The sequence below is a fragment of the Streptomyces sp. NPDC051109 genome (assembly GCF_044455885.1).
GTDB lineage: Bacteria > Actinomycetota > Actinomycetes > Streptomycetales > Streptomycetaceae > Streptomyces.
The window spans coordinates 551,322-577,840 of record NZ_JBITFF010000001.1; the positions used below are offsets into that span (position 1 = coordinate 551,322).

The window sequence follows — 26,519 nt, forward strand, 5'->3', positions numbered from 1 at the left end:
GGCGGTTCGGGCGGCAGCGGATTCCCAGAGGTTCACAGGCGCCACACACGGTCACGCAGGGTAGTGACGAACGGACGGGCGCCTCCGGCGCCGCACCGCAGCTCGGGACGTCAGACGCCCGCTCCCCGCGCGTTCTTCACGCGGGGCCGGGATAGACCCGGGACTGTTTCACGCTGCCGAACGCGAAGCTCGACTCGATCGACGCGATGCCGGGGATGGCGTGGATCCGGTTGCGGACGAGGGATTCGTACGCCTCCAGGCTCTCGATCACCACCCGCAGCAGGTAGTCACTGCTTCCGGCCATCAGGTAGCAGTCCTGGATGTGCTCGATGAGCGCCACGTGCCCCTCGAAGACGGAGACCGCCTCCTTCGTGTGGCGGTCCAGGCGGATCCGGACGAAGACCGTGATCGGCAGACCGAAGGCGACCTGGTCGACCATGGCCGTGTAGCCGCGGATCAGGCCGGCCTCCTCCAGCCGCCGCACCCGGCGCAGGCAGGGCGACGGGGACAGCCGCACCCGGTCGGCGAGGTCCTGGTTGGACAGCCTTCCGTCGGCCTGCAATTCGCGGATGATCTGCAGATCGACTGCGTCCATCGCCCCTCCTCGATCCTTTTCCGCTCCTCTTTGGCAGATTCTGCCTCAAACGTATGTCCGAGAGGCAGAACTGGCAATCGGCTGCCCCGGCACAAGACCTAGCGTTGCCCTGTGGCCGGATCCGGCCCCCAGAGGCTGGAGGAGCCCCCTTGGTCACCACGAACGCCGGACCCGCGACGGCGCCCCCGCAGGCCGCCCGCGCCGCCGGCCTCCTGCGCCCGTCCCCTCAGGCGAAGGGCACCCTGGCGCTGGTCGTGACCGTGCTGATCTGGGCCGCCTTCGCGCTCAGCGCCCGGGCCCTGAGCGCCTCCTCGCTGCTGCCCGCCGACGCGGCCCTGCTGCGCTTCGGCGTCCCGCTGCTCGTCCTGGCGCCCGCACTGTGGCGGCGGCGCCGGCGGATAGCCGCCGTCCGCCCCGCTGCCGCGCTCAAGATCGCCTGCGGGGCCGGGGTGCCGTTCTTCCTGGCCGCGATGTACGGCGGCTCGCTGACCTCGGCGGCGTTCGTCGGCTCGATCGTCCCCGGAATGGTCCCGCTGTTCGTCTCCGCGCTGATGGTCGCCGGCGGCCGGGGCGCGCCCCGGGGCACGCAGGCGGCCGGCCTCGGACTGATCGCGGTCGGCGTGGTCGCCCTGGTGTGGCGCTACGTCGTCCCGCTGGACACGCAGGTGCTGGCCGGCGCCGGGATCCTGCTCGTCGCGAGCGGGCTGTGGGCCCTGTACACGGTCGGGCTGAAGGAAGTCGACCTCGATCCCGTCGGATCGATCGGCCTGCTGTGCCTACCCTCGTTCGCGGTGATGGCGCTCCTGGTCCTGACCGGGGTGCTGCCCACCGGCCTGGCCTCGGCCGCCGGGAGCGACATCGCCCTGTTCCTGGTGGTGCAGGGGCTGGGCGTCGGCCTCTGCGCGGGCCTGCTGTACGCCTTCGCCATCCGCAGCCTGGGCGCGGAACGCAGCTCCACCGTGGGAAGCCTCAGCCCGGTCGCCGTGGTCCTGCTCGCCATCCCCCTGCTCGGTGAGTCGCCGACCGCGGCCGTACTCGTCGGCGTCCCCCTCATCACCGCGGGCGTCGCCCTCGCCAACCGGCGCCCGCCCACCCGCAACCGCCCCCTCCCCCGCACCCAGCCCGAGGTTCCCGACCATGCTTGAGCTCCTCCTCCCGCCGCCCGTCGACCCGCTGTGGGACCTCACCGAGGCGTACGGCGCCGACGACCGGCCCGAGCGCCTGAACCTCGTACTCGGCGTCTACCGCGACCAGACGGGCGGCACCCCGGTCATGGCGGCCGTGCGCGAGGCCGAGATACGCCTGGCGGAGCGCTCCGTCTCCAAGGAGTACCGGGGGCTATCCGGCAACGCCGCCTTCAACCGGGCGATGCTCTCGCTGGTCCTGGGCTCCGGCGGCGCGGCCGAGCGGGCCGTGGCCGTCCAGACCGTCGCCGGCAGCGGCGCGCTGCGGCTGCTGGCCGATCTGATCTGCCGGACCCGGCCGGGCACGACGGTGTGGATCAGCGATCCGGCGTACGTCAACCACCGGCCCATCCTGGAGGCCGCCGGGCTGACGGTGCGGACGTACGGCTGGCTCGACGCCGAGGGCCGCTTCGACACGGCGGGAATGCTGCGCGACCTCGGCGGGGCGCGGCGCGACGACGTCGTGCTGCTCCAGGGCTGCTGCCACAACCCGACCGGCGTCGACCCGTCCGCGCAGGCCTGGGAGGCCGTGGCCGAGCTGGCCGCGGAGCACGGCTGGGTGCCGTTCGTGGACCTCGCGTACCACGGGCTCGGCGATGGCCTGGAGGCCGACCTCGCGGCCACGCGGCTGCTCGCGGAACGGGTGCCGGAGATGCTCGTCGCCATCAGCTGTTCGAAGAACTTCGGGCTGTACAGCGACCGGACCGGCTGCGCCGTCGTGCTCGGCGCCTCGCGGCAGTCGCTGCGGCACGTGGAGACGGCGCTGCAGAACGCGGCCCGCACGCTCTACTCGATGCCGCCGGAGCACGGCGCCGCGGTGGTGACCGCGATCCTGGAGGACGACGGGCTGCGCGCCCTGTGGCGCGGCGAGCTGGACGGGATGCGGGCCCGGATCGAGGACAACCGGCTCGGGCTGGCCGCGGAGCTGACCGCGCTGGGGTGGGACGCGCAGGCCGACGTGCTGGCGCGGCAGAAGGGGATGTTCTCGATGCTCCCGCTCACCGCGCGCCAGATGCTGCGGCTGCGCAACCGGTTCGCCATCTACGGGACGACGGCCGGGCGGATCAACATCGCGGGGATCCCGGCGCACCGGATCCCCTGCCTCGCGCAGGGCGTCGCGGCCGTGCTCGACGAGGGCGCCGAGTAGGCCGCGTCCTCCGGATCACACCGACCCGGCACCTGACATTCCATCAGGTCAACCGTCCCGGACCCTTGACTCTGTTACCGCCGGTAGCCATTCTCGTCGCAACGCTGCGCGGGACATGACAATCAGCCGGCTCCCTCAGACGGTATGCGTCCTCGACCGCGCCATCCACCGACCGATGACGTGAGTGATGACCATGACCCGAGCCCCGCACCGAAGGCGCAGGCCCCTGGCTCTGCTCGCCCTCCTCCTGGCCATGGTGGCCATGGCCCTCGGCCCCGCGCCCGGCGCGGCCGCCGAGGGCGATGCCGGCTGGTGGAACCCCACCGCGCGACCCGCGCCCGACTCCCAGATCAACGTCACGGGCGAGCCGTTCAAGGGCACCGACGCCCAAGGGCAGGTCCGGGGCTTCGTCGACGCCCACGACCACATCATGTCCAACGAGGGCTTCGGCGGCCGGCTCATCTGCGGCAAGGCGTTCTCCGACCTGGGGGTGGCCGACGCCCTCAAGGACTGCCCCGAGCACTACCCCGACGGCTCCCTCGCGATCTTCGACTTCATCACCAAGGGCGGGGACGGCAAGCACGACCCCACCGGCTGGCCGACGTTCAAGGACTGGCCCGCCCACGACTCCCTGACCCACCAGCAGAACTACTACGCCTGGATCGAGCGCGCCTGGCGCGGCGGCCAGCGCGTCCTCGTCAACGACCTCGTCACCAACGGGGTGATCTGCTCGGTCTACTTCTTCAAGGACCGCAGCTGCGACGAGATGACCGCCATCCGCCTGGAGGCGCAGAAGACCTACGACATGCAGGCCTTCATCGACAAGATGTACGGCGGACCCGGAAAGGGCTGGTTCCGGATCGTCACCGACTCCGCGCAGGCCCGCGACGTCGTCCAGCAGGGCAAGCTGGCCGTGGTCCTGGGCGTGGAGACCTCCGAGCCGTTCGGCTGCAAGCAGATCCTGGACGTCTCCCAGTGCAGCAAGGCGGACATCGACCGCGGCCTCGACGAGCTGTACCGGCTCGGCGTCCGCAGCATGTTCCTCTGCCACAAGTTCGACAACGCCCTGTGCGGGGTCCGTTTCGACGAGGGCGCCCTGGGAACGGCGATCAACGTCGGGCAGTTCCTGTCCACCGGCACCTTCTGGAAGACCGAGCAGTGCACCGGCCCGCAGCACGACAACCCGATCGGCCTGGCACCGGCGCCCTCGGCGCAGAAGGAGCTGCCGGCGGGCGTGTCGGTCCCCTCGTACGCGGCCGGCGCGCAGTGCAACAGCCGCGGTCTCACCGACCTCGGTGAGTACGCCGTGCGCGGGATGATGAAACGCAAGATGATGCTCGAAGTCGACCACATGAGCGTCAAGGCCGCGGGCCGGGCCTTCGACATCCTCGAATCCGAGTCCTACCCGGGCGTGATCTCCTCGCACAGCTGGATGGACCTCGGCTGGACCGAACGCCTCTACAAGCTGGGCGGGTTCGCCGCCCAGTACATGAACGGCGCCGAAGGGTTCAGCGCCGAGGCCGCGCGCACGGACGCGCTGCGCGAGAAGTACCACGTGGGCTACGGGTACGGCACCGACATGAACGGGGTCGGCGGCTGGCCGGGCCCGCGCGGCGCCGACACGCCGAACCCGGTGAAGTACCCGTTCCGCAGCACCGACGGCGGCTCCGTCATCGACAAGCAGACCACCGGGCAGCGCACCTGGGACCTCAACACCGACGGCGCGGCGCACTACGGCCTCGTCCCCGACTGGATCGAGGACATCCGGCTCGTCGGCGGCCAGGGTGTCGTGGACGACCTCTTCAAGGGCGCCGAGTCCTACCTGCGCACCTGGGGGGCGTCCGAGCAGCACAAGGCCGGCGTCAACCTCGCCGCGGGCGCGCCCGCCTCGGCCAGCTCCGCCGAGTGGAACCCGTTCGTCAGCTACGCGCCCGGCCGGGCCGTGGACGGGGACACGGGCACCCGCTGGGCGAGCGACTGGAACGACGACCAGTGGCTGCGGATCGACCTCGGCTCCCCCGGCCTCGTCAAGCGCGTCACCCTCGACTGGGAGCGCGCGTACGGGAAGTCGTACCGGATCGAGGTGTCCACGGACGACGCGAACTGGCAGACCGTGTGGTCCACGACCACCGGCGACGGCGGCCTGGACACGGCGCGGTTCGCCGGGGTCCCGGCCCGGTACGTACGCGTCCACGGAGCGGGGCGCGGCACGCAGTGGGGCTACTCCCTGCACGAAGTCGGCGTCTACAGCAGCTGACGGCCCGAAGCGGCGCCCGTGGGCCGGGGCCGTCGGGATCGGCTCGTCCGATCCCGACGGCCCCGGCCCCGGCCGTACCTCCGCCCGTACGAAGGGAACCGATTCCGCATGGCACGGATGCCGTTGGCGCAGCGGCGCAGGCAGCTGACCGAGGCCGCGATCCGCGCGATGGCCCGCGACGGCGTCCCCCGGACGACGACCCGGTCGATCGCCGCCGAGGCGGGCGTGTCGCTGAGCGTCTTCCACTACTGCTTCGACTCCAAGCAGGCGCTGCTCGAATCGGTCATCGAGACGATCACCGAGCACTACCTGGCGGTGGTCAAGGAGGCGATCCTGCCGCGCACCACCCTCCGCGAGACCGTCCGGGCCGGCTTCCAGGCCTACTGGGACCACGTCCGCGCCCACCCCGCCGAGCACATGCTCACGTACGAGCTCACCCAGTACGCTCTGCGCGAGCCGGGGTTCGAGCACCTGGCGCGGCGCCAGCACGAGCTGTACTGCGCGACCTACGCGGAACTGATCGAGCAGGTCAGCGGCATGGGGGCCGGACTGCGCGTCCCCGTGCCCGTCCTGGCCCGCTACCTGGCGGCGATGACGGACGGGCTGACCCTGAACTTCCTCGTGCTCGGCGACGCGGCCGCGGCGGCGGAGATCCTCGACATGGTGTCCGACCACGTGGCCGGCCTCGTCCACGACGAGCGGCTGCTGCCGGCCTCCGGGCCCCTCCGCCCCTGAGGGACCCGTGAGCGGTCCCGGCCGGCCGCGCCCTGCTCATCCGAGGACCGGGTGCGCCTCCGGGTGGGCGTCCCACCACGCGCGGTGGAACGGGTTGTTGTCGACGTTGGCCAGGTACGCGCCGGCCGCCGCCCGGTAGAGGGCGTCCGCCTGCCCGGCGGAGACCGCCGAGCGGTTCCAGGCGAGCCGGATACGGCCCGTGATCGGGGTGCCGAGCAGCGGGCGCATCACCGTGCCCTCCACCGCGGGGGCCGTGGGCTGGGTGAGGGAGATGGCCCGGCCCGCCGCCACCAGGTCGTGCCGCATCTTGCGGTCGGTGATCCGGTGGCGCAGGGAGGGGGCGAAGCCGGCCTTCGCGCAGGCCTCGACCAGCGCCTCGGGACCGCCGTCGTCGTCCTCCACCAGGGTCATCCACTGCTCGCCGGCCAGTTCGGCGAGGTCCAGGACCTCCCGCCCCGCCAGCGGGTGCCGGGTGGACATCCGGATGCAGAAGGGCTCCTTGGGCACCAGGGTCCGGGCCAGGGTGCCCTGGGGCAGCGCCACCTCGTGGTCGTTGACCTCGCCGTACACGACGACGTCGTACCGGCCCGCGCCGAGCATCCGCACGAGCGCGGTCACCGAGTCCTCCACGTCCACGGTGATCTCCCGCCCGGACAGGACGAGGTCGGTCCGCGCGAGCAGTCCGTCGATCAGCACGAGCAGGATGCAGCCGAGCCGCAGCGGGGCGTCGGTCGCCATCGCACGGGTCTCGGCCCCGAGGGTCTCCATCTCGGTGAGCACGCGGCGCGCCTTGGCCAGGACGAACTGGCCCAGCGGGGTGGGCTCCACCCCGCTCCGGCCGCGGACGAAGAGCTCGCCGCCCGTGACCCGCTCGATCCTGCGCAGCTGCGCGGAGAGCGCCGGCTGGGAGACCCCCAGCCGGCGGGCCGCGCCACCGAGACTGCCGGACTCCGCTATCTGGCACACGGCTTGCAGATGCCTCAACTCCAGCTGCATCCCGGCAGCTTACGCAGCGTGACCCCACGGCACCATAACGCGGACCTTATGCGCGCAGGTATGTCCCAATCTCGCCATGTCCACGCCCATACTCGGCGCGAACGCCACCCGTACCCCCCACACACGATCGGAGTGGACTCTTGCAGCCCACCAGATGGATGGCCTCCGTGGCGGCCCTGGCGCTGACGGCGGGCCTCGCCGGCACGCTGGCCACCGCCGCGTCCGCCTCACCCCAAGCCCAGCCCCCCGGGCCCTCCCCGCAGGCCAAGTCCGCCGAGCGCGCGGTCGCCGCCGCCGACGCGGCGGTCCGCAGCGGCCTCGACACCCTGGTCAACTCGCCCCAGCAGCAGTACGACCGGCGCCTGGTCACCCCCTGGGTGCAGGACCTGTACTCCGTCTCCTACGAGCGCAGCTACCGCGGCCTGCCGGTCGTCGGCGGCGACGCGGTCGTCCTCGCCGACGGCCAGGGCCGCGTACGGGCCGTCCAGTCGGCCTCCGCCACCGCGATCGACGTGGCGACCACCCCCTCGGTCACCGCGAAGGCGGCGGAGGCCGTCTCGCGGGCGGAGCTGGCCAAGGTCGACAAGGTGCTCGACAGCCGGCTCGTGGTCAAGATCAAGGACGACAAGCAGGTGCTCGCCTGGGAGACCGTCCTCTCCGGCAGCACCAAGACGGCGCCCAGCAAACTGCACGTCTTCGTGGACGCCCGCACCGGCAAGGTCGTCGACCGCCACGACGAGGTCGTCGCGGGCAGCGCCACCAGCAAGTGGAACGGCCCGAACCCGCTCACCGTCGACACCACCGCCTCGGGCGGCTCGTACTCGCTGCGCGACCCGAACCGGCCCGGTCTGAGCTGCGCCGACTACAGCACCGGCAGCGTGTTCACCAAGTCCTCGGACTCCTGGGGCACGGGCAATGCGACGTCCAAGGAAACCGGCTGCGCGGACCTGATGTTCGCCGCCCAGAAGCAGTGGGACATGCTGGGCCAGTGGCTGGGCCGCAACGGCGTCAGCGGCAACGGCCGCAGCTTCCCCGGCAAGGTGGGCCTCGGCGACCTCAACGCCTACTGGGACGGCAGCTCGGTCACCATCGGGCACAACAGCGCCAACGAGTGGATCGCCGGGATCGACGTCGTGGGCCACGAGTACGGGCACGCCATCGACTCCAACACCCCCGGCGGCACCAGCGGTCAGGAGTCCGGGCTCGGCGAGGGCACCGGCGACATCTTCGGCGCGCTGACAGAGGCCTACGCCAACGAGCCGGCCCCGTACGACACCCCGGACTACACCGTCGGCGAGATGATCAATCTGACGGGCAGCGGTCCGATCCGGAACATGTACAACCCGTCGGCCGTCGACAACGACCCGAACTGCTACAGCTCCGCGATACCCGGCACCGAGGTGCACGCGGCGGCAGGCCCCCTGAACCACTGGTTCTACCTGCTGGCCGAGGGCAGCAGCCCCGGCGGCGGCAAGCCGAACAGCCCCACCTGCAACCAGTCCGCGGTCACCGGCGTGGGCGTGCAGACCGCCGGCAAGATCTTCTACGGCGGCATGCTCCTCAAGACCAGCAGCATGTCCTACAAGAAGTACCGGACGGCGACCCTCAGCTCCGCCAAGTCGCTCGACCCGGCCACCTGCAACCTGTTCACCCGGACCAAGGCCGCCTGGGACGCGATCAGCGTGCCCGCCCAGTCCGGCGACCCGACCTGCACCCCGAGCGGACAGAACGACGACTTCTCGATGGCGCTGAACCCGTCCTCGGGCACCGTCCAGCAGGGCGCGTCCGTCACCACCACCGTGACCACCAGCACCACCACCGGCCAGGCGCAGCAGGTGACGCTCACCGCCACCGGCCTGCCGTCCGGGGTGAGCGCCTCCTTCAACCCGGCCACCGTCCAGTCCGGCCAGTCCTCGACGCTGACGCTGTCCGCCACGGCCAACGCGGCGCCCGGGACCTCCACGATCACGGTCAAGGGCCAGGGCCCGAGCCTCGCGCACACGGTCGACTACGCGCTGAACGTCGGCAGCACGCAGCCCGGGAACGACCCGCCGAACATCAACGTGGCCAACGTGCAGGCCCACCTGGCGCAGCTGAACACGATCGCCTCGCAGAACGGCGGCAACCGCCGGGCGGGCAGCGCCGGCTACACGCAGTCCGTGGCGTACATCAAGGGCAAGCTGCAGGCGGCCGGCTTCACCGTCACCGAGCAGAACTGCACCTCGTGCACCTACCCGTCCAACAACCTGATCGCGGACTGGCCCGGCGGTCCGGCCGACCAGACGGTCATGTTCGGCGCCCACCTCGACAGCGTCTCTGCGGGCCCGGGGATCAACGACAACGGCTCGGGCTCCGCGACCCTGCTGGAGAACGCGCTCGTCCTCGCGCAGAAGGACCCCACCCTGACCAAGCACGTGCGCTTCGCCTGGTGGACCGACGAGGAGCAGGGTCTGAACGGCTCGGAGTTCTACGTGGGCCGGCTCAGCAGCGCCGAGAAGGCCGCCATCAAGGGCTACTACAACTTCGACATGGTCGGCTCGCCCAACGGCGGCTACTTCATCAACAACCTCAACTCGACCACGGCCGCGCCGCTGAAGGCGTACTGGGCCTCGCTGAACCTCGCCCCCGAGGAGAACACCGAGGGCCAGGGCCGCAGTGACGACTACTCCTTCCAGCAGGGCGGCATCCCCACCTCCGGCTACGCGGCCGGCGCCAGCGCCCGCAAGACCTCGGCGCAGGCGACCAAGTGGGGCGGCACCGCGAACGCGGCGTACGACTCCTGCTACCACAGCTCCTGCGACACGACGAACAACATCAACGCGACGGTGCTGGACCGCAGCGCCGACGGGGTCGCCTACGCGATCTGGAAGCAGGCCGTCGGCGGTGACACCCCGGCGCAGGACTTCTCGATCGGCACCTCCCCGGCCGCCGGCTCCGCCGCCCCGGGCACCAGCGTCACCTCCACGGTGAACACCACCACCGTGAGCGGCGGCCCGCAGACGCTCGCCCTCTCCGTCTCGGGCGCCCCGTCCGGGGTGACCGCGACGCTCAGCCCGGCCTCCGTGCAGTCCGGCCAGTCCTCGACGCTCACCGTGCAGGTCGGCGCGGCCACCGCGGCGGGCACCTACACGCTGACCGTCACCGGCACGGGCACGGTCGCCCACAGCACCACCTACACCCTGACCGTCGGCGGCGGGGGCACGTGCACCCCGAAGCAGGTCGTGGTCAACGGCGGCTTCGAGAACGGCAGCAGCCCGTGGACCGCCACCGCCGGGGTCGTCACCAACCAGTCCGGCCAGGCCTCGCACGGCGGGGCGTACATGGCGTGGCTGGACGGCTACGGCGCCTCCCACACCGACAGCGCCTCGCAGTCGCTGTCCCTCCCGGCCGGCTGTGCCACGGCCCGGCTCGCCTTCTACCTCCACATCGACACCGACGAGGACGAGAACGTGGTCTACGACCGGTTCACCGTCTCGGTCGGCGGCCAGACCCTGGAGACCCTGTCCAACCTGGACGCGGCCCCGGGCTACGTGCTCAAGAGCTACGACGTGTCCCGGTTCGCCGGCCAGACCGTCACCCTGCAGTTCCAGGGCGTGGAGGACCAGTCCCTCCAGACCTCCTTCGTCGTGGACGACGTCACCCTCCAGGCGAGCTGACGCCCGCCTCCTGATCCGCTCCCGAGCGGCACGCACCCGGCCCCCCGCGGCCGGGGCGCGTGCCGCTCGGCCGCGTCGGTACGCTCGGCCGCGTCAGTAGCGGCGCGGGGACATGACCTGGGGAACGGCGTCCGGGGCCTCCAGGACACAGCGCGGGACGCCGGGGCCGGGTGTCGCACGTACGGACACCGGCGTCGGCGGATCGGTCGGGAGGTCCACCTGCACCGTGACGGGCCGGTCGTGGTGCGTCGTGCCGTGCCCCGTCTCCTTGCCGTCGACCAGGATCTCCACCTCGACGTGGCGGCCGGTCTCGACGGTGGCGCTGACGGAGTGCCCGGCATGATCGATGTGGAAGTGATGGCGTCGTCTCATGGGATCGCCTCCGTCGGGGCAATGCGAACCGTCCCCCCATCCAGGGTAGCCGCGGGCGGCGCCCGCAGCAGGTCGGCCGGACGGCGGCCGGGCTTCGCCGCCGAGCGTTTTGGCTCCGGGGGCCGATCCTCAATACGATCCGGCGATGATCACAAGAAAATGGGTGGCGGCCGGGGCCTGCGGCCTGTTGGCCACTTTGGCGGTCGGGCTCTTCCCGGCGAATGCCGCCGCCGGCGAACCGGTGGCGAAGGAGTCCCCCAAGGTCGAGCTGGTCCTCGACGTCAGCGGCTCGATGCGGGCGACCGACATCGACGGCAAGTCCCGGATGGCCGCGGCGAAGCAGGCGTTCAACGAGGTACTGGACGCCACACCGGACGAGGTACGGCTCGGGATACGGACCCTGGGGGCCACCTATCCCGGTGACGACCGGCAGCTCGGCTGCAAGGACACCAAGCAGCTCTACCCGGTCGGCAAGCTCGACCGGACCGAGGCGAAGACGGCGGTGGCCACCCTGGCCCCCACCGGCTGGACGCCGATCGGGCCGGCCCTGCTGGGCGCGGCCGAGGACCTCAAGGGCGGTGACGCCACCCGGCGGATCGTGCTCATCACCGACGGCGAGGACACCTGTGCCCCGCTCGACCCGTGCGAGGTGGCCCGTGACATCGCAGCCCAGGGCATCCACCTCGTCATCGACACGCTCGGGCTCGTCCCCGACGCCAAGACGCGCAACCAGCTGATCTGCATCGCCGAGGCCACCGGCGGCACCTACACCTCCGTTCAGCACACCGCCGAACTCTCCGGTCGTGTCAAGCAGTTGGTGGACCGGGCGGCGACCCCGGTCGTCACCCCGGTGGCGACCGAGGGCGCCAAGCAGTGCGCGGGCGCCCCGCAGCTCGGGGCGGGTCTGTACACCGACCGCGAGACCTTCGGCGAGCACCGGTGGTACCGGGTGGACGTCAAGCCCGGCCAGGAGCTGCGGGCTTCGGTGAGCATCGCCGCCGACCGCGCCGTCAACAACGACTACGGGGTCATGCTGCGGGCGACGACCGTGCACGGACGGGAGATCGTCCGCGGCTCGGAGGCCGGCGACGGACGCACCGACATGGTCTCGACCGGTCTGCGCTACCCGAAGGCCGAGGTCGACGACTCCGACGCGGACGGCGACGGGAAGGCGGCGGTGGAGACCGTCTGCCTCCAGGTCAGCAACTCCTTCTCGGCGCCCGCCTCGGTCAAGACCACCCCTGGCCTGCCCGTCGAGCTCACCGTCGACGTGGTCGACGGGCCCGATGGCGCGTCCGACGCGGCGGCGTTCGGCCTCGGCCGCGGCTGGTGGCTGCTCGGCGTGCTGGTGCTCGCCGGTCTCGTCGCCGGTCTGCTGTGGGGCTGGATCTCCCGCTGGCGTATCTCCGTCTGGAGGACGAACTGATGCGTACCGTACGCATACTGACCGCCGCCGCCCTCTGCTCGGGCGCTGTGCTCGGCATGGCGGGCACCGCCCTGGCGGACACCCCGTCGGCGAGCGCGAGTGCCAGTGCGAGCCCGGGCGGCAAGGCCTCGGGGCCGACCGAGGCGGGCACGGCCTTCCGTACCGCCACGGCGATCCGGCCGGGGCAGCGGGCCACGGCCGACGCCTCGACCGGTGACTACCTGTACTGGGCGGTCCCGCTGGACTCGGGGCAGCGGGCCACGGTCAAGGCCACGGTGAAGCTGCCTCCGGCGGCGAACCGGCACGGGGCCTCGACCTGGCAGCTCGACGTCTACGACGGGCTGCGCCGCCGCCAGGCCTGCACGTACGGCACGCAGCAGGCCGCGGCGGCCAAGGAGGCCGCCTCCGCCGAGCTGTCCTGCACCCTGCGCACCGTGCGCCCGGGCGCGGAGCCCTGGGCCAACGACCCGCTGCCCGGCACCTACTACGTCCGGCTGACGGTCGCCGGCGTGGCGCAGGAGGACCTCGGTCTTCCGGTGCGGGCCGAGATCGAGGCCTCCACCCGGGACACGGGAGGCGCCTTCGCGGTGGACGGAGCCCTCGCGGCACCGCTCGTACCCGGCATCGGAAAGACCGCGCAGGCGGGGGCCGGGAGCTCGGCCCCGCAGCCGGCCGCCGTCGGCGAGCCGGCCGACGGATGGTCCGGCGGCCGGTGGTCCGACCGCTGGGTCTGGACGGTGGCGGGCGGACTGCTCGGCGCCCTCGCCGGCATCTTCGGGTACTCCCTCACCCGCGGCCGCGGCCGGCCCTCCCGGATCCCGCCCCGCGCCTGACCCCGGGACCCCGGTGGCCACGGCACATCGCCGTGGCCGCCGGCCACCCTCCAGGGACGCGGCGTCAATAGCCCGCCTCCGCCCGGCCCGCGTCCGCCGAGATGTCCAGCCGGCCCGGAGCGGCGGGGTCGTCCATTCCGGGCGCGACGTCACAACGGCCCGCCCCGGCCCGGGCCGTGACCCGGAAGCGGGTGTCCGCGGGCACGGTGAGCCGCAGCCGCCCCGCACCAGCCCGGGCGGTGACCCGCTCCGGCGGGGCGGCGAACCGGGCGACGGCCGAGCCCGACCCGGCCCTGATCTCGGCCTGCGGCGAGCTGAGGCCCGAGGCTTCGAGCGAGCCCGAGCCCACGCTCGCCCGCAGCGGTCCGCGCAGCGCGCTCAGCCGGAGCGTCCCGCCGCCGACCTCGGCGTCGACGGCGCCGCCCAGCCCGCTGATCACCACCGTGCCCGACCCCGCCGTCACCTTCACCGGGATGCCGGCGGGCACGGTGACGCCCAAGTCGACCGAGCAGCCGATGCCCGATGCCGCGAGGTCCCCGAGCGCGGGGCAGTGCGGCGTCAGCTTCAGGGTGTCGCCGAGCCAGCTCTCCTCGATCTCCGGGGCGGCCACCGACCAGCGCGTCTCGGCCCGGTAGACCACCTGCCCGTCGGCGCGGGGGGTGAGGCGTACGTCGGCACTGCCCGCGTCGATCTCCACGGCGGACACCGGCCGTCCACCGCTGCCTCCGCTCAGCGCCCCGCTCTCGCTGGAGGCGTACGACCAGACCTGCCAGGCGGCGGGGGCGACGACCGACACGGCGCTCAGGGCCGCGGCCGCGATCCACGCCGTGCGCCGGGGACCCGACCCGCCCGGGCGTCCGCCCCCGCTCACGAAGTGCCGTCCAGGAAGCGCAGGACCGCGAGCACCCGCCGGTGGTCGCCGTCGGCCTGCGGCAGGTCCAGCTTGGCCAGGATGTTGTTGATGTGCTTGGCGACCGCGCTCTCGCTGACGACGAGCTGCGCCGCGATCCCCGCGTTGGAGCGCCCCTCGGCCATCAGCGCGAGCACCTCCCGCTCGCGCGGGGTGAGGCGCTCCAGCGGGTCGATGCCCCCGCCCCTGCGCAGCAGCAGCTGCGAGACGACCTGCGGGTCGAGCGCGGTGCCGCCGGCCGCGACCCGCCTGACGGCGTCGATGAACTCCTCGACGTCGGCGACCCGCTGCTTGAGCAGGTACCCGACGCCCCCTGCCCGCCCGGCCAGCAGGTCGGCGGCGTAGCGCTCCTCCACGTACTGCGACAGCAGCAGGACCGAGGTGCCGGGCCACTGTTGACGGATCATCAGCGCCGCGCGCACTCCCTCGTCGGTGAAGCCGGGCGGCATGCGGACATCGACCAGGGCGAGGTCGGGCTCGTGCGCTGCCACGGCGCAGAGCAGCCCCTCGGCGTCCCCCGTCTCGGCGGCCACCTCGAACCCGGCCATTTCGAGGACCTTGACCAGTCCTATTCGCAGCAGCACCGAGTCCTCGGCGATCACAGCCCGCACGGCAGCTCCACAGTCACGATGGTCGGGCCCCCGAGGGGGCTGTTGATCAGGATGGTTCCGTCGACCGACCCTACGCGTTTGCGCAGGCCCACCAGCCCGGTGCCGCGGGCCGGGTCCGCGCCGCCCACCCCGTCGTCGGTGACGGTGATGCGCAGCGTGTCGGCGTCCCGGCGGGCCTCGACGCGGCAGCGGGAGGCCTTGGCGTGCTTGGCCACGTTGGCGAGGGCTTCGGAGACGACGAAGTAGGCGACGGCCTCGACGGTGGGGCCGGGCCGGTGCGCCAGCTCCACGGTCAGTTCGACGGGCAGGGGCGCCCGGGCCGCGATCCCGGAGAGGGCCGCGTCGAGTCCGCGGTCCTCAAGGACCGCGGGATGCAGACCCCGTACGAGGTTGTTGAGCTCCTCGATGGCCTCCTTGGCCTCGCGGTGCGCCTCGTCGATCACGGCCTTCGCCCCGGGCGGCAGATCGGTGAGCGTGGCCCGGGCGATGCCGAGGTTCATGGCGAGGGCGACCAGTCGCTGCTGGGCGCCGTCGTGCAAGTCCCGTTCGATCCGCCGGCGTTCGAGGTCCGCGGCGTCGAGGACGTCGGCCCGGCTCTCGGCGAGGTCCTCGACGCGGCGTTCCAACTCCTTGGCCCGGTTGGGTCCGAGGAGGGCTGCCGCGGCGAAGGCGTCGAGCCGGGCCAGGGCGGCGGCCAGCCACGGAGTGGCGAGCAGCAGCAGGGCTCCGAGCACGGTGGCGGTGTCGTAACCCCGGGTCCAGCCCGGGCCCGCGTACTCCACCGGCAGCAGCCACGACCATCCGTACACGCCGGCCCCGGCGAACCCGCACGCCCAGGCGAGGACGATCAGCGCCCCGCCCACCCCCGCGAGCGGGCTGACCAGCAGGTGGTACCCGTACTGCCGCCAGGTCGTCTCGGAGCGCAGCCGTTCGAGCAACGCCCGTGGGCGCAGCGGCCGGTGCCCGTACGCGACGGCCGGAATCTCCCGCCCCAGCAGCTCACGGAAGCGGCTGCGCTGGAGCCGGGTGAGCAGCGGGCTCAGGAGCAGCAGCGCGAGCAGCGTAAGCGGGGCGGCCCTGTAGAACACCAGCACCGATACGGCGGGCAGGGCCATCGGGATCGCGGCGGCGGTGAAGGCGGTGCTGCGCCGGGCCCACGCCGACCAGGGGGCGTGGTCGGCGATCCAGCGTGTGGTACGCCTCAGCGCCCCGGAAAGTCCCATGCCCGTACGGTAATCGCACTGGTCAGAGCCGCTCCACCCCCCTGGTACCCGGTCGGAGGTGTAGCCAGTGCCACCCCCGGTTCGGACGGTGCCGCTACTGATTCCGCTCCTTCGCGAGCCCAGAGTGGTCCTCGTACCCCGGAGGACGGACCACCGGGCCGGAAGGAGCTCCACCGCCATGACCCTCGTCGCCCCGCGCTTCCAGGCCCTCCGCACGCCCCGGCCCCGGTCGGCGGCGCTGCTCACCGGCGCCGGGGTGGCGCTGCTCCCGTGGATGGTGGTGCTGGCGAGGACGCTGCCGCAGACCGCGGAGGTCTCCAACTGGTCGACTGCCTGGATCGGGCTGGACGCCATGCTGGCCGCGGGGCTGAGCGGTACGGGGCTGCTCCTCGGGCGCAGCGATCCCCGCGCGGCGCCGCTGGCGGCGGCGACGGCCGCGCTACTGCTGACGGACGCCTGGTTCGACGTGACGACCGCGGCGGGGGGCGGCGCCCGGGCGGCGGCCGTGGCCCTGGCCGTGTGCGCGGAGCTGCCGCTGGCGGCGCTCTGCGCGGCGGTGGCGGCCCGCCGCGCGGTGCTCTAGCGTCGGAAGGGCGAGGGTGACTGGCGCGTCGAGGCTGTCGCCCCCCGGAGTGCCTGCTCCGCGCCGCCCCCCCCCGCCCGTGGCCCGGCGCACCGGCGGACCGCGTGACCGACCGAGAGAGCAGGTGCATCCGCATGCGTGTGTCGGCCCGTATCGCCGGCGTCCTCGCCGGCTTCGTCCTCGCCGCCGGGGGCGCCCTCTTCGCCGCCCCGGAGGCCGCTTCCGCCCCCGGCAGCGTCCAGGACTGCGAGCAGTACCTCGTACAACACGGCAAGCAGATCACGGACGCCGTGGGGCAGGCGTGCTACGAGGGCCAGATCGGCAACCAGACCAGCTGCGCCGCGAGCCTCCATGAGGCCGGCTACTCCTCAAGCGACGCGAGCGGGGCGTGCCGGGCGGCTCGTTAGGCCGTGCCTTGGGGTGTCGTTGGGCCGTGCCTTGGGTGTCGTACCCGTCGATCAGGTGACCGGATGGCCGTCGGCATCGGTGGGTTCCCGCTGCGTGGAGAACCGGGAGACGAAAACGTCGAAGAGGCCGTCCGGGCGCCGGGTGAGCGTGGCCCCGTCCTGCCAGATGCCGTTGTCCGGCCACCACTGGCTGCCGTACGGGTCACCCTGGTTCTGGTGGATGTTGTGCATGCCGAGCCCCTCGTCGAAGGGTTCGCCGAAGACCAGGACCGGCCGGCCGACGACGAGGATCGGCTCCAGCGCCTGCGAGGCCTCCAGGTACGAGCCCGAGATCCAGGGCCGGGGCGGGTTGAGCCGGTCCAGGATCCGCTGGAGCCACCGCGGCGGGTGGCCGCCGAGGAGGCAGCCGGGGCGGTCCGCGAGCGCCGGGTGCCGGAGGTAGTCGAGCGCGCCCGATCCTGAGGCCCGGGCGAGGTCGGTGTAGCCGGGCGCCGGTGAGGCGACGGGGTCGAGCACCGAGGCGTGGAGCGTGAAGACCTTCCACTGGACCCCTACCTCGGAGTGCTTGCTGTCCACGTCGATGGCGCACTCGTAGCGGCCGGCGGGGGCGTCGACCTCCAGGTGGACGTGGAACCAGCGGCCCTGGTCGTCGGGCCGGTCACGGAAGTGGCGGTGCAGGGTTCCGGACAGCACTCCGTAGTTTTCGAGCGGCATGCCGCCAGTGAACCACCCGGTCCGCGCGGCGGCGGGTGCCTGCAGGCGTGTCCCGGCGATCTCACCACCCATGGCGAATACTTGACGGAACGTTGACTTCCTCCGGAGTGAGCCGCACCGGGCCCGGTGGCTACCGTCCCTGCCATGCCCCTACCTCCTCCCCTCCCGGTCCTCCCGTACCGCAAGCCGACCCGCGGGCGCGACTACTGGGTACTGGACGACGTGCTGCCGGACCCGGACGCCGTACGGGAGCGCTGCCTGGCCAAGGACGACTGGACCGAGGGCTATCCGCACAAGCCCGAGAGCTGGCCGGGGCTGCGCGCGATGCCGGGCCTTGACCCCGATGAACTGGCCCTGGTGGAGCGTCTGGTGCGCAAGTCCACCGGCGCGCCGAAGATCTGGGCCGAACGGCCCGCGGGCGGCGGAACGTTCAACCACAACTGCGTGCAGGTGGTCGGCGACGGCGAGTGCGAGCCGCGCCCGCACACCGACTCACGGAGTCTGTGCCGCTACGCCGCCGTGCTCTACCTCAACCCGAAGGTGCCGAAGGACTGCGGGACGAGCTTCTACCGTCAGAGCCTGCCCGGCGGGGCGCTGGGCGGCAACCAGGTGATCGCACCGCACAACAGCCTGGTCGACGCCCTGGGCACCCGATTCGTCTCCCCCGACTCGTTCACCGAGGACGTACGGGTCCCCCATCGCGCCAACCGGCTGCTGCTCTACTCCGCGAACCTGATCCACAGCGCCACCGGCTACTGGGGCCAGACCCTGGAGGAGAAGCGGATGACGGCCGTCTTCTTCTGGAAGGCGTAGGGGGTGTCCGGCGGCGGTGGGAAAGGTGTGACGGAAGTCTGACGGACCGCCGCCGGGCCTGGTGCGGGCGCGGCAGTGGTGGTCGAATCGGGACGTGAGCCCAGCACCCGCATCCGTACCCCCGCCCCAGCCCCCGGACCCCGACGGTCAGGGCACGCCCGTCGGGCGCCGACTGGTCCTCGGCATGGTCGGGCTCGGCGCCGCCGGGCTGGTCGCCGCCCCGTACCTCCAGGGCGGCTTCGAGACCTTCCTCGGCGCCGCCTCCGACAAGGACCCCACCGGCCTCGCCGGCCTGCTGCCGAACGGCGGCGGGTTCCGCTACTACTCGGTGGCCTCCTCCGTCCCCGAGCGCGGCCCCCAGAACTACCGGCTCACCGTCGACGGCCTCGTCGACCGCCCCATGACGTACACCCTCGACGCGCTCCGGGCGCTTCCGCAGACCCGCGTCGTACGGGACGTCCAGTGCGTCACCGGCTGGCGGGTCCCCGGCACCCCGTTCGAGGGGGTCCCGCTGACGCGGCTGCTCGACGCCGCCGGGGTGCGCCCCGAGGCCCGGGCCATCCGCTTCAGCTGCTTCGACGGCACCTACACCGAGTCACTGACCCTTCCCCAGGCCCGCCGGGACGACGTCATGGTGGCGCTGCGCATGCAGGACAAGCCGCTGAGCCACTCGCACGGCGGTCCCGTCCGCCTGTACGTCGCCCCCATGTACTTCTACAAGTCCGCGAAGTGGCTCTCCGGCATCACCCTCACCCGTGACGTGGAACCCGGCTACTGGGAGGACCTCGGGTACGAAGTCGACGCCTGGGTCGGCCGGTCGAACGGACGCGACGATGCCCCGACCGTCTGATCCGGCCGCTCCGGTACTCCGGCGGGCCGAGCGGGTCCGCCGGTTCAGCCGCGCCGAGCGGTGGATCCACCGGTGCACCGCCGCGCTGATGGGCCTGTGCGTCGGTACGGCCGCCTGTCTGTACCTGCCGCCGCTCGCCGAACTCGTCGGCCGGCGCCACCTCGTCGTCACCGTGCACGTCTGGTCCGGGCTGTTGCTCGTCGTGCCCTTCCTGCTGGGTCTCGCCTCGCGCGCCTTCCGCGCCGACCTGCGGCGCCTGGGCCGGTTCGGGCCGCACGACCGGGTCTGGCTGCGGGCCGCACTGCGGCGCGACCGGTCGGCCGGGAGGCCCGCCGGGAAGTTCAACGCCGGGCAGAAGGTCTACGCGGGCTGGCTGGCCGGAGCCGTGCTGGTGATGGCGGGCACCGGCCTGCTCATGTGGTGGACCGGGCTCGTACCGCTGGTCCAGCGGACGGCCGCCACTTTCGTCCACGACTGGCTGGCCCTCGCCGTCGCCGTCGTGCTCGCCGCGCACATCGGCAAGGCCCTGGCGGACCCCGAGGCGCGCCGCGGGCTGCGTACCGGCTCCGTCGGCCGTGGCTGGGCCGAGCGCGAACACCCGCTGTGGCAGCCCGAGCAGCCTGAGCGGTCCGAGCGGTCCCGGCCGCCCGGACGCTCCGGGGGCTGAGGGGGCTGAGGGGGCTGAGGGGGCTGAGGGTCCGGCCGACGCGGATCGCGCGTCGGCCCGCCCGGCGTCAGCCGCCGTCGCGTACCGCGACGATGCCGTTGAAGACGCCCACGTACGCGGTGCCGTCGGGGCCGAGCGTGATCGGCGCCCAGTTGTTGTCGTACAGCGGCCCGGTGCCGGTCAGCTGCCGCCAGCGGCGCTCACCGGTGCGGAAGTCCACCGCCGTCAGGTACCAGGCGTCGATCCCCCAGGTGTTGGGCTCCTTCTCGTAGAAGTAGAGCAGCCCGTTCGCGGTGGAGAGCTTCGGGACGACGGAGGGCGAGCGGACGGCGCTCTGCCACACCGTGTCGCAGCCGCTGCCGTCGGCGCGGACGTCGATCCGGCTGACCCCGCCGACGACCGACTTGCCGAGAAGCAGGCTGGTGAGGTTCTCGTAGCCGTAGTTGTTCTCGACGACGATGCTGTTTCCCCAGGTGATCAGGGAGTTGTCGGTGGTGGAGGCACCGCTGCCGAACACCGGGACCTTGCAGACCAGCCGCCGGTCGGCGGGTACGTCCGCGCCCCGCCGGTAGACCAGGACGTCCATCCGGTCGTCGGCGTTGTCGGTGATGGCGACGTAGCCGTCGCCGAAGAGGTCCGGGGTGGTGCCCGAACCCTGGTTCACGGAGCCGGGTTTGGTTCCCGTACCGCGGTCGTACGTCTGGCGCCACTGCACTTCGGGGGTGCCGTCGGCGGCGGCGCGGAAGCTGTAGAGGGCGTGGTCGGAGACGATCGACACGCCGTCCTCGGCGACCGAGAAGGAGTTCTGGATCTCCTCGCCCGGGAGGCTGATCGAGCGGATCTGCGAGGTCCGCGGATCCACGGTGCCCACGCGGCCCTGGCGGGTGACCCACCAGATGCGGCCGCTCCAGTCGGGCATCACGGAGGTGACGGGATCGCAGGTGCCGCTGGGCCGCAGGTTGGTCCACGTGACGCAGTCGTGCGGGACCTGGCCGGTCAGGTCCCAGTCGTCGTCGACGGCGAACGCCCAGCTGCCGTCCGGCCGCTGCGCGTGCGAGAGCCGCAGGATGTGCTGGCGGGAGTCGGCCAGCACGGCCCGGTCCTGGTCGTCCAGATAGAAGTAGGCGCCCCCGGAGGTGTCTTTGAAGATCTTGGAGAAGTCGAGGGAGGTGATCGCCTCGACCGTCGAGGAACGCTGCGGAAGCTGGTGTTCCGCGAGCGTGGCCAGCGTACGGGGATCAAGGAGCTTGACCTTGAAGCCGGTGAAGGTGCCGCACACCGTGACCAGCCGGCCTGCCGCGTCGAAGGTGGCGGTGGCGCACTCGCCGCCGAGGGCGGCGATCTTCTCGCTGCTCACCTGGGGGTTGCGGCCCAGCGGCCCGGACCAGGGGGAGGTGGCGCTGCCCCCGGCGTCGGAGTGCATGCCGCTGCGGCCGTTGGGCGCGAGGAAGGGGTGCTGGGGCGGGGCTTCGCCGGGCAGCGGGACGGCGGCCGCGGGGGCTCCGTCGTAGTGGCTGACCAGGCGGTGGCCGGGGGCCTGGGGTATCTCCGCGGCCTGCGCCGGGGAAATCCCGTACATCGCGGTGAACACGATGAGGGCCGGGACCACGGCGCAGTTCAGTGCTCTGCGGAACATCCGAACTTCCTCCGTTCTCCTCAGTCTTGTTGACAGTGCGTATGACATCGCGCCGCCGCCAGACGCTAGATCGCCCGGCCTGAGGAGTCCATGGAGGAGTCGGATGATTCATGAAGGCGCAACAGTTGATCAATACGCGCCGGACGGAGCGGTTTACGGGCGCAGGCCGGAGACCACCTCGGCCGTGGCCGTCAGGCCGTCGTGAATGGTCGCCGCCATGCTGCTGCTCGCCAGGTAGAAGCCGAGCAGGACGCAGACGAGGGCGTGGGAGAACTTGAGGCCGCCGCTGCGCATGAAGATCCACGCGAGGACGAGGAGCAGCACGACCACGGAGAGCGAGATCACCATCGTTACCTCCTTAGGCGGCGCCATCGTGGCGCAGGAGGGGGTGCCTTGGGGCGAAACCCGTGTCCGCCGTACGGGTGTTGACCGTCCGTAACGGGTGATCAGTGCTTGACGATCACGTCCCCGCGGGTCGTACGGTCGCGCCGGGCGGGCGGGCAGGACCGGATCGTGGCCGACGGCCAGGATCCCAACCCCCGTGTCGGCGCGGTACTCCTCGACCACCCCCACCAGGGCTGCCGTGGTCGAGGCGTCAGGCATCGCAGTCATCTCATCGCGGACCGGCCGGCGCGGGCGAGGCATCAAGGCGCGGTCCGGACAGGTGCGTTGCAGTCGGCCGTCGCCGGCCTCGTGGGGCTGCCGGGCGAGCAGATCCGCGCCGAGTCCGACACGCGCGGCCGACTCGGCGACCGTCTGGTCCGCTTCCTTGCGCCGGCCCGCAGGCCGAGGGGTTCCGCGACGAGGTCGCGCAGCCGCAGGCGGGGGTCCGCCGAGAGGTCGGGCTGTTGGAAGACGACGCCGCGCGCGACGCGCAGGGAGCGCGGCGGCAGCGCCGTCGAGGGCCACGGTCCCCGGTCCGGCCGGTGCGGCGGGGCGGGCGAGGGTGGACTTGCCTCAACCCGCTGGTGCCGAGAGGCCAGGGACCCGCCGGAGCGGAGCGCGGGGTGCGCGTCGCGGACGACGGGGCGGCGGCGGTCGCAGCCGACGGTGACGTTCCGGAGCTCTCCACGCGCAGCGCTCCGCTGATCAGCCCGGGTACCCGCGAGCCACTCGGCGTCAGCATCGGGAGCATCCCGGCGCGCAGCCCGTGGCCCGGCAGCACGCACCGCTCGCCGATGCCCCGCGCCTGGCGGACGTACAGGAAGAACCAGGGGGTTGGGAGAGGCCCAGCACCGGGGCGAGCGGCACGAGGTGGCGGACCACCCGGTCCGCGGTGGCCACGTCCCTGCCCGCGTCCGTCAGCCCCGTCCCCCGAGCGCCCGACGGCAGGGCGCCGAGGGAGAAGGACCGGAGGGCGAGCGGGCCGCGCCGGGAGGCGGGCGCGGCCTCCAGGGGTGTAGGCCGGCGAGGACACCACCCGGTCCGGCCGGCCCCGCGGCAGCGGGCCGCGAGCACGCCGGGCGCCGGCCCTGCCAGGACCGCCACCGCGAAGGCGGTGGCGGAGGAGGTGCCGAGGCCGACCGGCGCCGGGGCCGTGGTCGTGCGGCTCGACCGGAGGGCGAGAGTGCCGCGCACGGGTCTTGCCGCAACGCCCGCACGCGTGCCATATATGTCTAGACCTTTACGAGGAAGCGGAAGCCGAGGAAGGCCCCCCGTGCGACGCACCGCCCCCCTGCTCGCCCTCTGCCTGGCCGCCACCGGGCTCGCCGCCTGCGCCGCCGCAGACACCACGCCCCCCGCGGCCCCCGCCGGGATCACCGCGCAGGCCGGCAGCGCCACCTCCGTACACGTCATGTGGCAGGCTGCGGCCCCGGCCGACGGGGTGACCAACTACCAGGTCTTCCAGGCGGGTCGGCTGGTGCGCGAACTCCCGGCCGACAAGACGATGGTGGACGTCACCGGCCTCACCCCGCAGACCGGCTACGCCTTCACGGTCCGGGCCCGGGACGCCGCCGGGAACACCTCCGCCCCGAGCGCCTCCGCCGAAGCCACCACCCCGCCCGCCAAGGCCGAGGACCACCGGGCCCCCACCGCCCCCGCCCGCACCACGGGCCGGGCGGACGGGCCCCGGTCCGCCACGCTGTCCTGGGCCGCGGCCGGCGACGACACCGGCGTGACCGCGTACGACGTCTACCAGGGCGGCATCCGGATCCACACGGCCGGCCCCGGCGAGACCGGGACCACCCTGACCGGCCTCCAGCCGGACACCGTCTACACGTTCACCGTCCGGGCCCGCGACGGCGCGGACAACTCCTCCCCCGACGGCCCGGCGGTGGACGTGACCACCCCGCCCTCCGCGGGGCAGGGCCCGGGCACCGCCCCCGCCGAGTTCATCGCGACCGCCTCTCCCGGCGCCGTCACGCTGACCTGGACCGCCCCGGACACCGGCCGCCCGACCGCGGAGTACGAACTCCACGTCAACGGACGGCCCGTCACCGTCATCCAATTCGGCACCGGCGCCGTGCCCGCCTCCGGAGCCGCCGCTGTGGAGCACCGGCTCACGGTGACCGAACCGGCCGGCACGCGGTGGGCCCTCAAGCTGCGCGCACGGCTGCCCGACGGCAACTGGGGAGCCTTCTCCGCGGAGCGGAGCATCGTACTCGCGGCATGAGGGCGCACGGCCCCTCTCCCGGCAAGGTGACGGCAATCCGAACGGAACGGCACGGCCGGGCAAGAAGATCGCGCACAATACATCCGTGTTCGGTGAGTACGCGTTCAACGGAAAACGGCCGGATTCAGCGGAGCCCGACGGCGATCCCGGTCCGGCTGCCTGCGTCCCGCCGGGAAACCTGCCGCCCCACCCCGCGGGGTTCGTCGGGCGGGAAAGCGAACTCGCCGAACTGCACCACCTGTTGCGCTCCCGCCGGCTGACCACGCTCACCGGGGTCGGCGGCGTCGGCAAGTCCCGCCTCGCCCTGCGGGCCGTCAGCGATCCCGATCAGGCCCGGCCCGACGGGATCTGGTGGGTGGAGCTCTCACCTCTGCGCGACCCCGGCCTGCTCACCATGACCGTCGCCCACGCAGTCGGCCTGGCCGACCACTCCGCCCGCCCCCTCGACGAGGAGCTGTGCGCGTGGATGGCCGACAAGGAACTGCTCCTCGTCCTCGACACCTGCGAACACATGGTGGCCGAGTGCCGCCACCTCGTCGGTGAACTCCTGCAGTCCGCACCCGGACTGACGGTCCTGGTCACCTCCCGGGAACCCCTCGACAGCCCCTGCGAGAAGGTCGTCGAGGTCTGCCCCCTGCCCTGCGACGGCCCCGAAAGCGACGCCCTCGCCCTGTTCCGCGCCCGGGCCGCGGCCGCGACCCCCGAGGCCGCGGCGGCCTTCGACGACCCCGAACGGGCGCGACTCGCGGCCGAGGTGTGCCGCCGCCTCGACGGGATCCCGCTGGCCCTGGAACTGGCCGGCGCCCGGCTGCGGCTGTGGACCCTGGAGCAGATGGCGCAGCGCCTCGGCACGCGCTTCGCCGTGCTGTCCGACAGCGGGCCCCTCCAGCCCCGGCACCGGACGATGCGGACCGCGATCGGCTGGAGCCACGAGCTGTGCGAGCCGGTGGAACGGCTGCTGTGGGCCCGACTGTCCGTCTTCACCGGGGACTTCGACGTCGCCGCCGCCCGGGCGGTGTGCTCGGGCGGCCCGCTGCCCGCCTCCCGGGTGGAGCGGGTGCTCGCGGGCCTGGTCGCGAAGTCCGTCGTACGGCGCACCCTGGAGCGGGGGGCGGGGGCCCGCTACCGGATGCTGGACACCATCCGCGAGTACGGTCACGACTGGCTGAGCGAGCTCGGCGAGGTACAGACCGTCGCCGACCGGCACGCCCACTGGTACGCGGCGCTCTGCCAGGCCGCCGACCGGGGCTGGATGAGCCCGGACCAGGTGGACTGGTACCGCAGGATGACCGCCGAGCACGCACAGCTGCGCACGGCGCTGGAGCACCTCCTCGGCGTGGACCCGGCGGCCGCTCTGGAGATGGCAGGGGCCCTGTGGTTCTTCTGGTTCTCCTGCGGGCACGTCCACGAGGGGCGGGGCTTCCTGGAACGGGCCCTGCGGACGGCCCCGGGCACCGGCGCCGCGTACACCCAGGCCCTGTGGGCCCTCGGGCTGACCGCGCTGCTCCAGGGGGACATGGAGGCGGCCCGCGAGCTGGGCGTGGAGTGCACCCGCGCGGCGGCCCGGCTGGCGGATCCCGAGCCGGAACTGCGAGCGGCGTACCTGCACGGCGTCTCGGTGCTGATGCCCGGGGACCCCGTGGGGGCGCTGGAGCTGGCCGGGCCCAGGGCCCGGGCCGGCCACGGCGGCCGGACCAGCGGCCCGGGATGGCTGCTGTGCCGGCTGGCCACCGGCTACGCCCTGTGCGACCTGCAGCGCTTCGAGGAGGCCGCCGAGGAGGCCCGGGGGCTGCGCGAGGCCTGCGCGGAGCTGGGCGAGCGCTGGCTGCGGGCGTACGCGGACTACGTGCTGGCGGTCGCGGCGCTCGGGCTCGGCCACCACGGCGAGGCGGCGCGCCACGTACGGGCGATGCTCTCCGGGAAGCGGCTGCTCGGCGACCGGTTCGGCATCGCGCTGGGCCTGGACGTGCTCGCGGCGGCGGTGGCCGCGCTGGGCGACGGGGAGCTCGCGGCGCGTCTGCTGGGCACCGGGCACGCCTGGTGGCGCACCGTCGGGCGGCCGCAGATGGGCTCACCCTCGCTGACGGCCCTGCGGGACCAGGGCGAGCGGCGGGCCCGCGCGGCGATCGGCGACGAGGCCTTCGAGGCCGCGTTCCTGGGCGGAACCGCGGCGTCCACCGGCTGAACTCCAGCCGGTGGGGCCGCATAACGTCGGGGCTCCCGTCAGTACGGGAGGGGTCTGCCCGACGGTGTGCGCAGGTCCAGGTCTCGTGGTGCGGGCTTGGGGACG

The 26,519-nt window shown here is 73.0% G+C and carries 23 protein-coding genes and 1 pseudogene; 14 read left to right on the forward strand and 10 right to left on the reverse strand.

The genetic code is table 11. From position 1 onward, the window contains the following. Positions 1 to 136: 136 nt before the first annotated feature. Positions 137 to 595, reverse strand: coding sequence for an Lrp/AsnC family transcriptional regulator (locus tag ACIBAD_RS02335; RefSeq protein WP_134068270.1), 459 nt, complete (start codon positions 593 to 595; stop codon positions 137 to 139). A gap of 149 nt (positions 596 to 744) precedes the next feature. On the opposite strand from ACIBAD_RS02335, the gene ACIBAD_RS02340 reads away from it, so the two are divergent. The 4 genes from ACIBAD_RS02340 (at position 745) to ACIBAD_RS02355 (ending at position 5,918) form a co-directional block, all read left to right on the forward strand. After that, positions 745 to 1,740: a DMT family transporter gene (locus ACIBAD_RS02340; protein ID WP_398903826.1), complete on the forward strand. Its 996-nt coding sequence runs from the start codon at positions 745 to 747 to the stop codon at positions 1,738 to 1,740. Then, positions 1,733 to 2,926: an aromatic amino acid transaminase gene (locus ACIBAD_RS02345; protein WP_134068272.1), complete on the forward strand. Its 1,194-nt coding sequence runs from the start codon at positions 1,733 to 1,735 to the stop codon at positions 2,924 to 2,926. Before ACIBAD_RS02340 ends, ACIBAD_RS02345 begins: the two co-directional genes overlap by 8 nt. A gap of 187 nt (positions 2,927 to 3,113) precedes the next feature. Next, complete coding sequence (locus ACIBAD_RS02350) at positions 3,114 to 5,183, forward strand: discoidin domain-containing protein (protein ID WP_398903828.1); 2,070 nt, start codon at positions 3,114 to 3,116, stop codon at positions 5,181 to 5,183. A gap of 108 nt (positions 5,184 to 5,291) precedes the next feature. Next, positions 5,292 to 5,918, forward strand: a complete 627-nt coding sequence (locus tag ACIBAD_RS02355; RefSeq protein WP_134068273.1) for a TetR/AcrR family transcriptional regulator — start codon at positions 5,292 to 5,294, stop codon at positions 5,916 to 5,918. A gap of 36 nt (positions 5,919 to 5,954) precedes the next feature. Here the strand turns inward: ACIBAD_RS02355 and ACIBAD_RS02360 are convergent, their stop codons facing one another. Continuing rightward, entirely contained in the window at positions 5,955 to 6,914 is a 960-nt protein-coding gene (locus tag ACIBAD_RS02360) for a LysR family transcriptional regulator (protein WP_134068274.1), read from the reverse strand. A gap of 158 nt (positions 6,915 to 7,072) precedes the next feature. Between ACIBAD_RS02360 and ACIBAD_RS02365 the strand changes: the two genes are divergently transcribed. Beyond that, entirely contained in the window at positions 7,073 to 10,570 is a 3,498-nt protein-coding gene (locus ACIBAD_RS02365) for a M28 family peptidase (protein ID WP_398903973.1), read from the forward strand. Positions 10,571 to 10,663: 93 nt separating this feature from the next. Here the strand turns inward: ACIBAD_RS02365 and ACIBAD_RS02370 are convergent, their stop codons facing one another. Next, positions 10,664 to 10,942: a hypothetical protein gene (locus ACIBAD_RS02370; RefSeq protein ID WP_134068275.1), complete on the reverse strand. Its 279-nt coding sequence runs from the start codon at positions 10,940 to 10,942 to the stop codon at positions 10,664 to 10,666. Between the two features lie 145 nt (positions 10,943 to 11,087). On the opposite strand from ACIBAD_RS02370, the gene ACIBAD_RS02375 reads away from it, so the two are divergent. Together ACIBAD_RS02375 and ACIBAD_RS02380 are read left to right on the forward strand one after the other, a co-directional pair. Further along, entirely contained in the window at positions 11,088 to 12,368 is a 1,281-nt protein-coding gene (locus tag ACIBAD_RS02375; RefSeq protein WP_134068276.1) for a VWA domain-containing protein, read from the forward strand. Then, the gene (locus ACIBAD_RS02380) at positions 12,368 to 13,201 is read left to right on the forward strand and encodes a hypothetical protein (RefSeq protein ID WP_398903831.1); all 834 of its coding nucleotides are present in this window, start codon (positions 12,368 to 12,370) and stop codon (positions 13,199 to 13,201) included. Before ACIBAD_RS02375 ends, ACIBAD_RS02380 begins: the two co-directional genes overlap by 1 nt. 64 nt (positions 13,202 to 13,265) lie before the next feature. Here ACIBAD_RS02380 and ACIBAD_RS02385 read toward each other — a convergent pair whose 3' ends face one another. The 3 genes from ACIBAD_RS02385 to ACIBAD_RS02395 are packed head-to-tail and all read right to left on the reverse strand — an operon-like array spanning position 13,266 to position 15,945. Beyond that, positions 13,266 to 14,072, reverse strand: coding sequence for a hypothetical protein (locus ACIBAD_RS02385; protein ID WP_134068278.1), 807 nt, complete (start codon positions 14,070 to 14,072; stop codon positions 13,266 to 13,268). Further along, a complete protein-coding gene (locus ACIBAD_RS02390) occupies positions 14,069 to 14,722 on the reverse strand; it encodes a response regulator (RefSeq protein WP_398903834.1) in 654 nt (217 codons plus the stop codon). The genes ACIBAD_RS02385 and ACIBAD_RS02390 overlap by 4 nt, the downstream gene beginning before the upstream one ends. Continuing rightward, positions 14,710 to 15,945, reverse strand: coding sequence for a histidine kinase (locus ACIBAD_RS02395; protein ID WP_398903836.1), 1,236 nt, complete (start codon positions 15,943 to 15,945; stop codon positions 14,710 to 14,712). The genes ACIBAD_RS02390 and ACIBAD_RS02395 overlap by 13 nt, the downstream gene beginning before the upstream one ends. A gap of 178 nt (positions 15,946 to 16,123) precedes the next feature. Here ACIBAD_RS02395 and ACIBAD_RS02400 point away from each other — a divergent pair, with 178 nt between their 5' ends. Next, positions 16,124 to 16,528, forward strand: coding sequence for an LPXTG cell wall anchor domain-containing protein (locus ACIBAD_RS02400; RefSeq protein WP_134068280.1), 405 nt, complete (start codon positions 16,124 to 16,126; stop codon positions 16,526 to 16,528). Positions 16,529 to 16,662: 134 nt separating this feature from the next. Continuing rightward, positions 16,663 to 16,935 carry a hypothetical protein gene (locus ACIBAD_RS02405; RefSeq protein ID WP_134068281.1) on the forward strand — a complete coding sequence of 91 codons (273 nt, stop codon included), beginning with the start codon at positions 16,663 to 16,665 and terminating at the stop codon, positions 16,933 to 16,935. Positions 16,936 to 16,986: 51 nt separating this feature from the next. Here ACIBAD_RS02405 and ACIBAD_RS02410 read toward each other — a convergent pair whose 3' ends face one another. After that, positions 16,987 to 17,649 carry a DUF2278 family protein gene (locus tag ACIBAD_RS02410; protein WP_134068282.1) on the reverse strand — a complete coding sequence of 221 codons (663 nt, stop codon included), beginning with the start codon at positions 17,647 to 17,649 and terminating at the stop codon, positions 16,987 to 16,989. Between the two features lie 144 nt (positions 17,650 to 17,793). On the opposite strand from ACIBAD_RS02410, the gene ACIBAD_RS02415 reads away from it, so the two are divergent. The 3 genes from ACIBAD_RS02415 to ACIBAD_RS02425 all read left to right on the forward strand — a co-directional run bounded on the left by ACIBAD_RS02415 (position 17,794) and on the right by ACIBAD_RS02425 (position 19,979). After that, complete coding sequence (locus ACIBAD_RS02415) at positions 17,794 to 18,462, forward strand: DUF6445 family protein (RefSeq protein ID WP_134068283.1); 669 nt, start codon at positions 17,794 to 17,796, stop codon at positions 18,460 to 18,462. Positions 18,463 to 18,646: 184 nt separating this feature from the next. Beyond that, positions 18,647 to 19,312, forward strand: coding sequence for a molybdopterin-dependent oxidoreductase (locus ACIBAD_RS02420; RefSeq protein WP_398903975.1), 666 nt, complete (start codon positions 18,647 to 18,649; stop codon positions 19,310 to 19,312). Further along, positions 19,296 to 19,979, forward strand: coding sequence for a cytochrome b/b6 domain-containing protein (locus tag ACIBAD_RS02425; RefSeq protein WP_134068284.1), 684 nt, complete (start codon positions 19,296 to 19,298; stop codon positions 19,977 to 19,979). Before ACIBAD_RS02420 ends, ACIBAD_RS02425 begins: the two co-directional genes overlap by 17 nt. 67 nt (positions 19,980 to 20,046) lie before the next feature. Here ACIBAD_RS02425 and ACIBAD_RS02430 read toward each other — a convergent pair whose 3' ends face one another. The 3 genes and pseudogenes from ACIBAD_RS02430 to ACIBAD_RS02440 all read right to left on the reverse strand — a co-directional run. Beyond that, positions 20,047 to 21,615 (reverse strand): hypothetical protein, encoded by a 1,569-nt coding sequence (locus tag ACIBAD_RS02430; RefSeq protein ID WP_398903840.1) that lies wholly within the window; start codon positions 21,613 to 21,615, stop codon positions 20,047 to 20,049. Positions 21,616 to 21,768: 153 nt separating this feature from the next. Further along, positions 21,769 to 21,963 (reverse strand): hypothetical protein, encoded by a 195-nt coding sequence (locus ACIBAD_RS02435; protein WP_134074112.1) that lies wholly within the window; start codon positions 21,961 to 21,963, stop codon positions 21,769 to 21,771. Positions 21,964 to 22,116: 153 nt separating this feature from the next. Further along, positions 22,117 to 22,682, reverse strand: a pseudogene (locus ACIBAD_RS02440) (ABC transporter ATP-binding protein); the annotation flags it as partial. A 590-nt stretch (positions 22,683 to 23,272) separates the two neighbouring features. Between ACIBAD_RS02440 and ACIBAD_RS02445 the strand changes: the two are divergent. Together ACIBAD_RS02445 and ACIBAD_RS02450 are read left to right on the forward strand one after the other, a co-directional pair. Then, positions 23,273 to 24,229 (forward strand): fibronectin type III domain-containing protein, encoded by a 957-nt coding sequence (locus ACIBAD_RS02445; RefSeq protein ID WP_398903842.1) that lies wholly within the window; start codon positions 23,273 to 23,275, stop codon positions 24,227 to 24,229. 85 nt (positions 24,230 to 24,314) lie between these two features. Beyond that, positions 24,315 to 26,414 (forward strand): ATP-binding protein, encoded by a 2,100-nt coding sequence (locus ACIBAD_RS02450; protein ID WP_398903845.1) that lies wholly within the window; start codon positions 24,315 to 24,317, stop codon positions 26,412 to 26,414. Positions 26,415 to 26,519 lie beyond the last annotated feature (105 nt).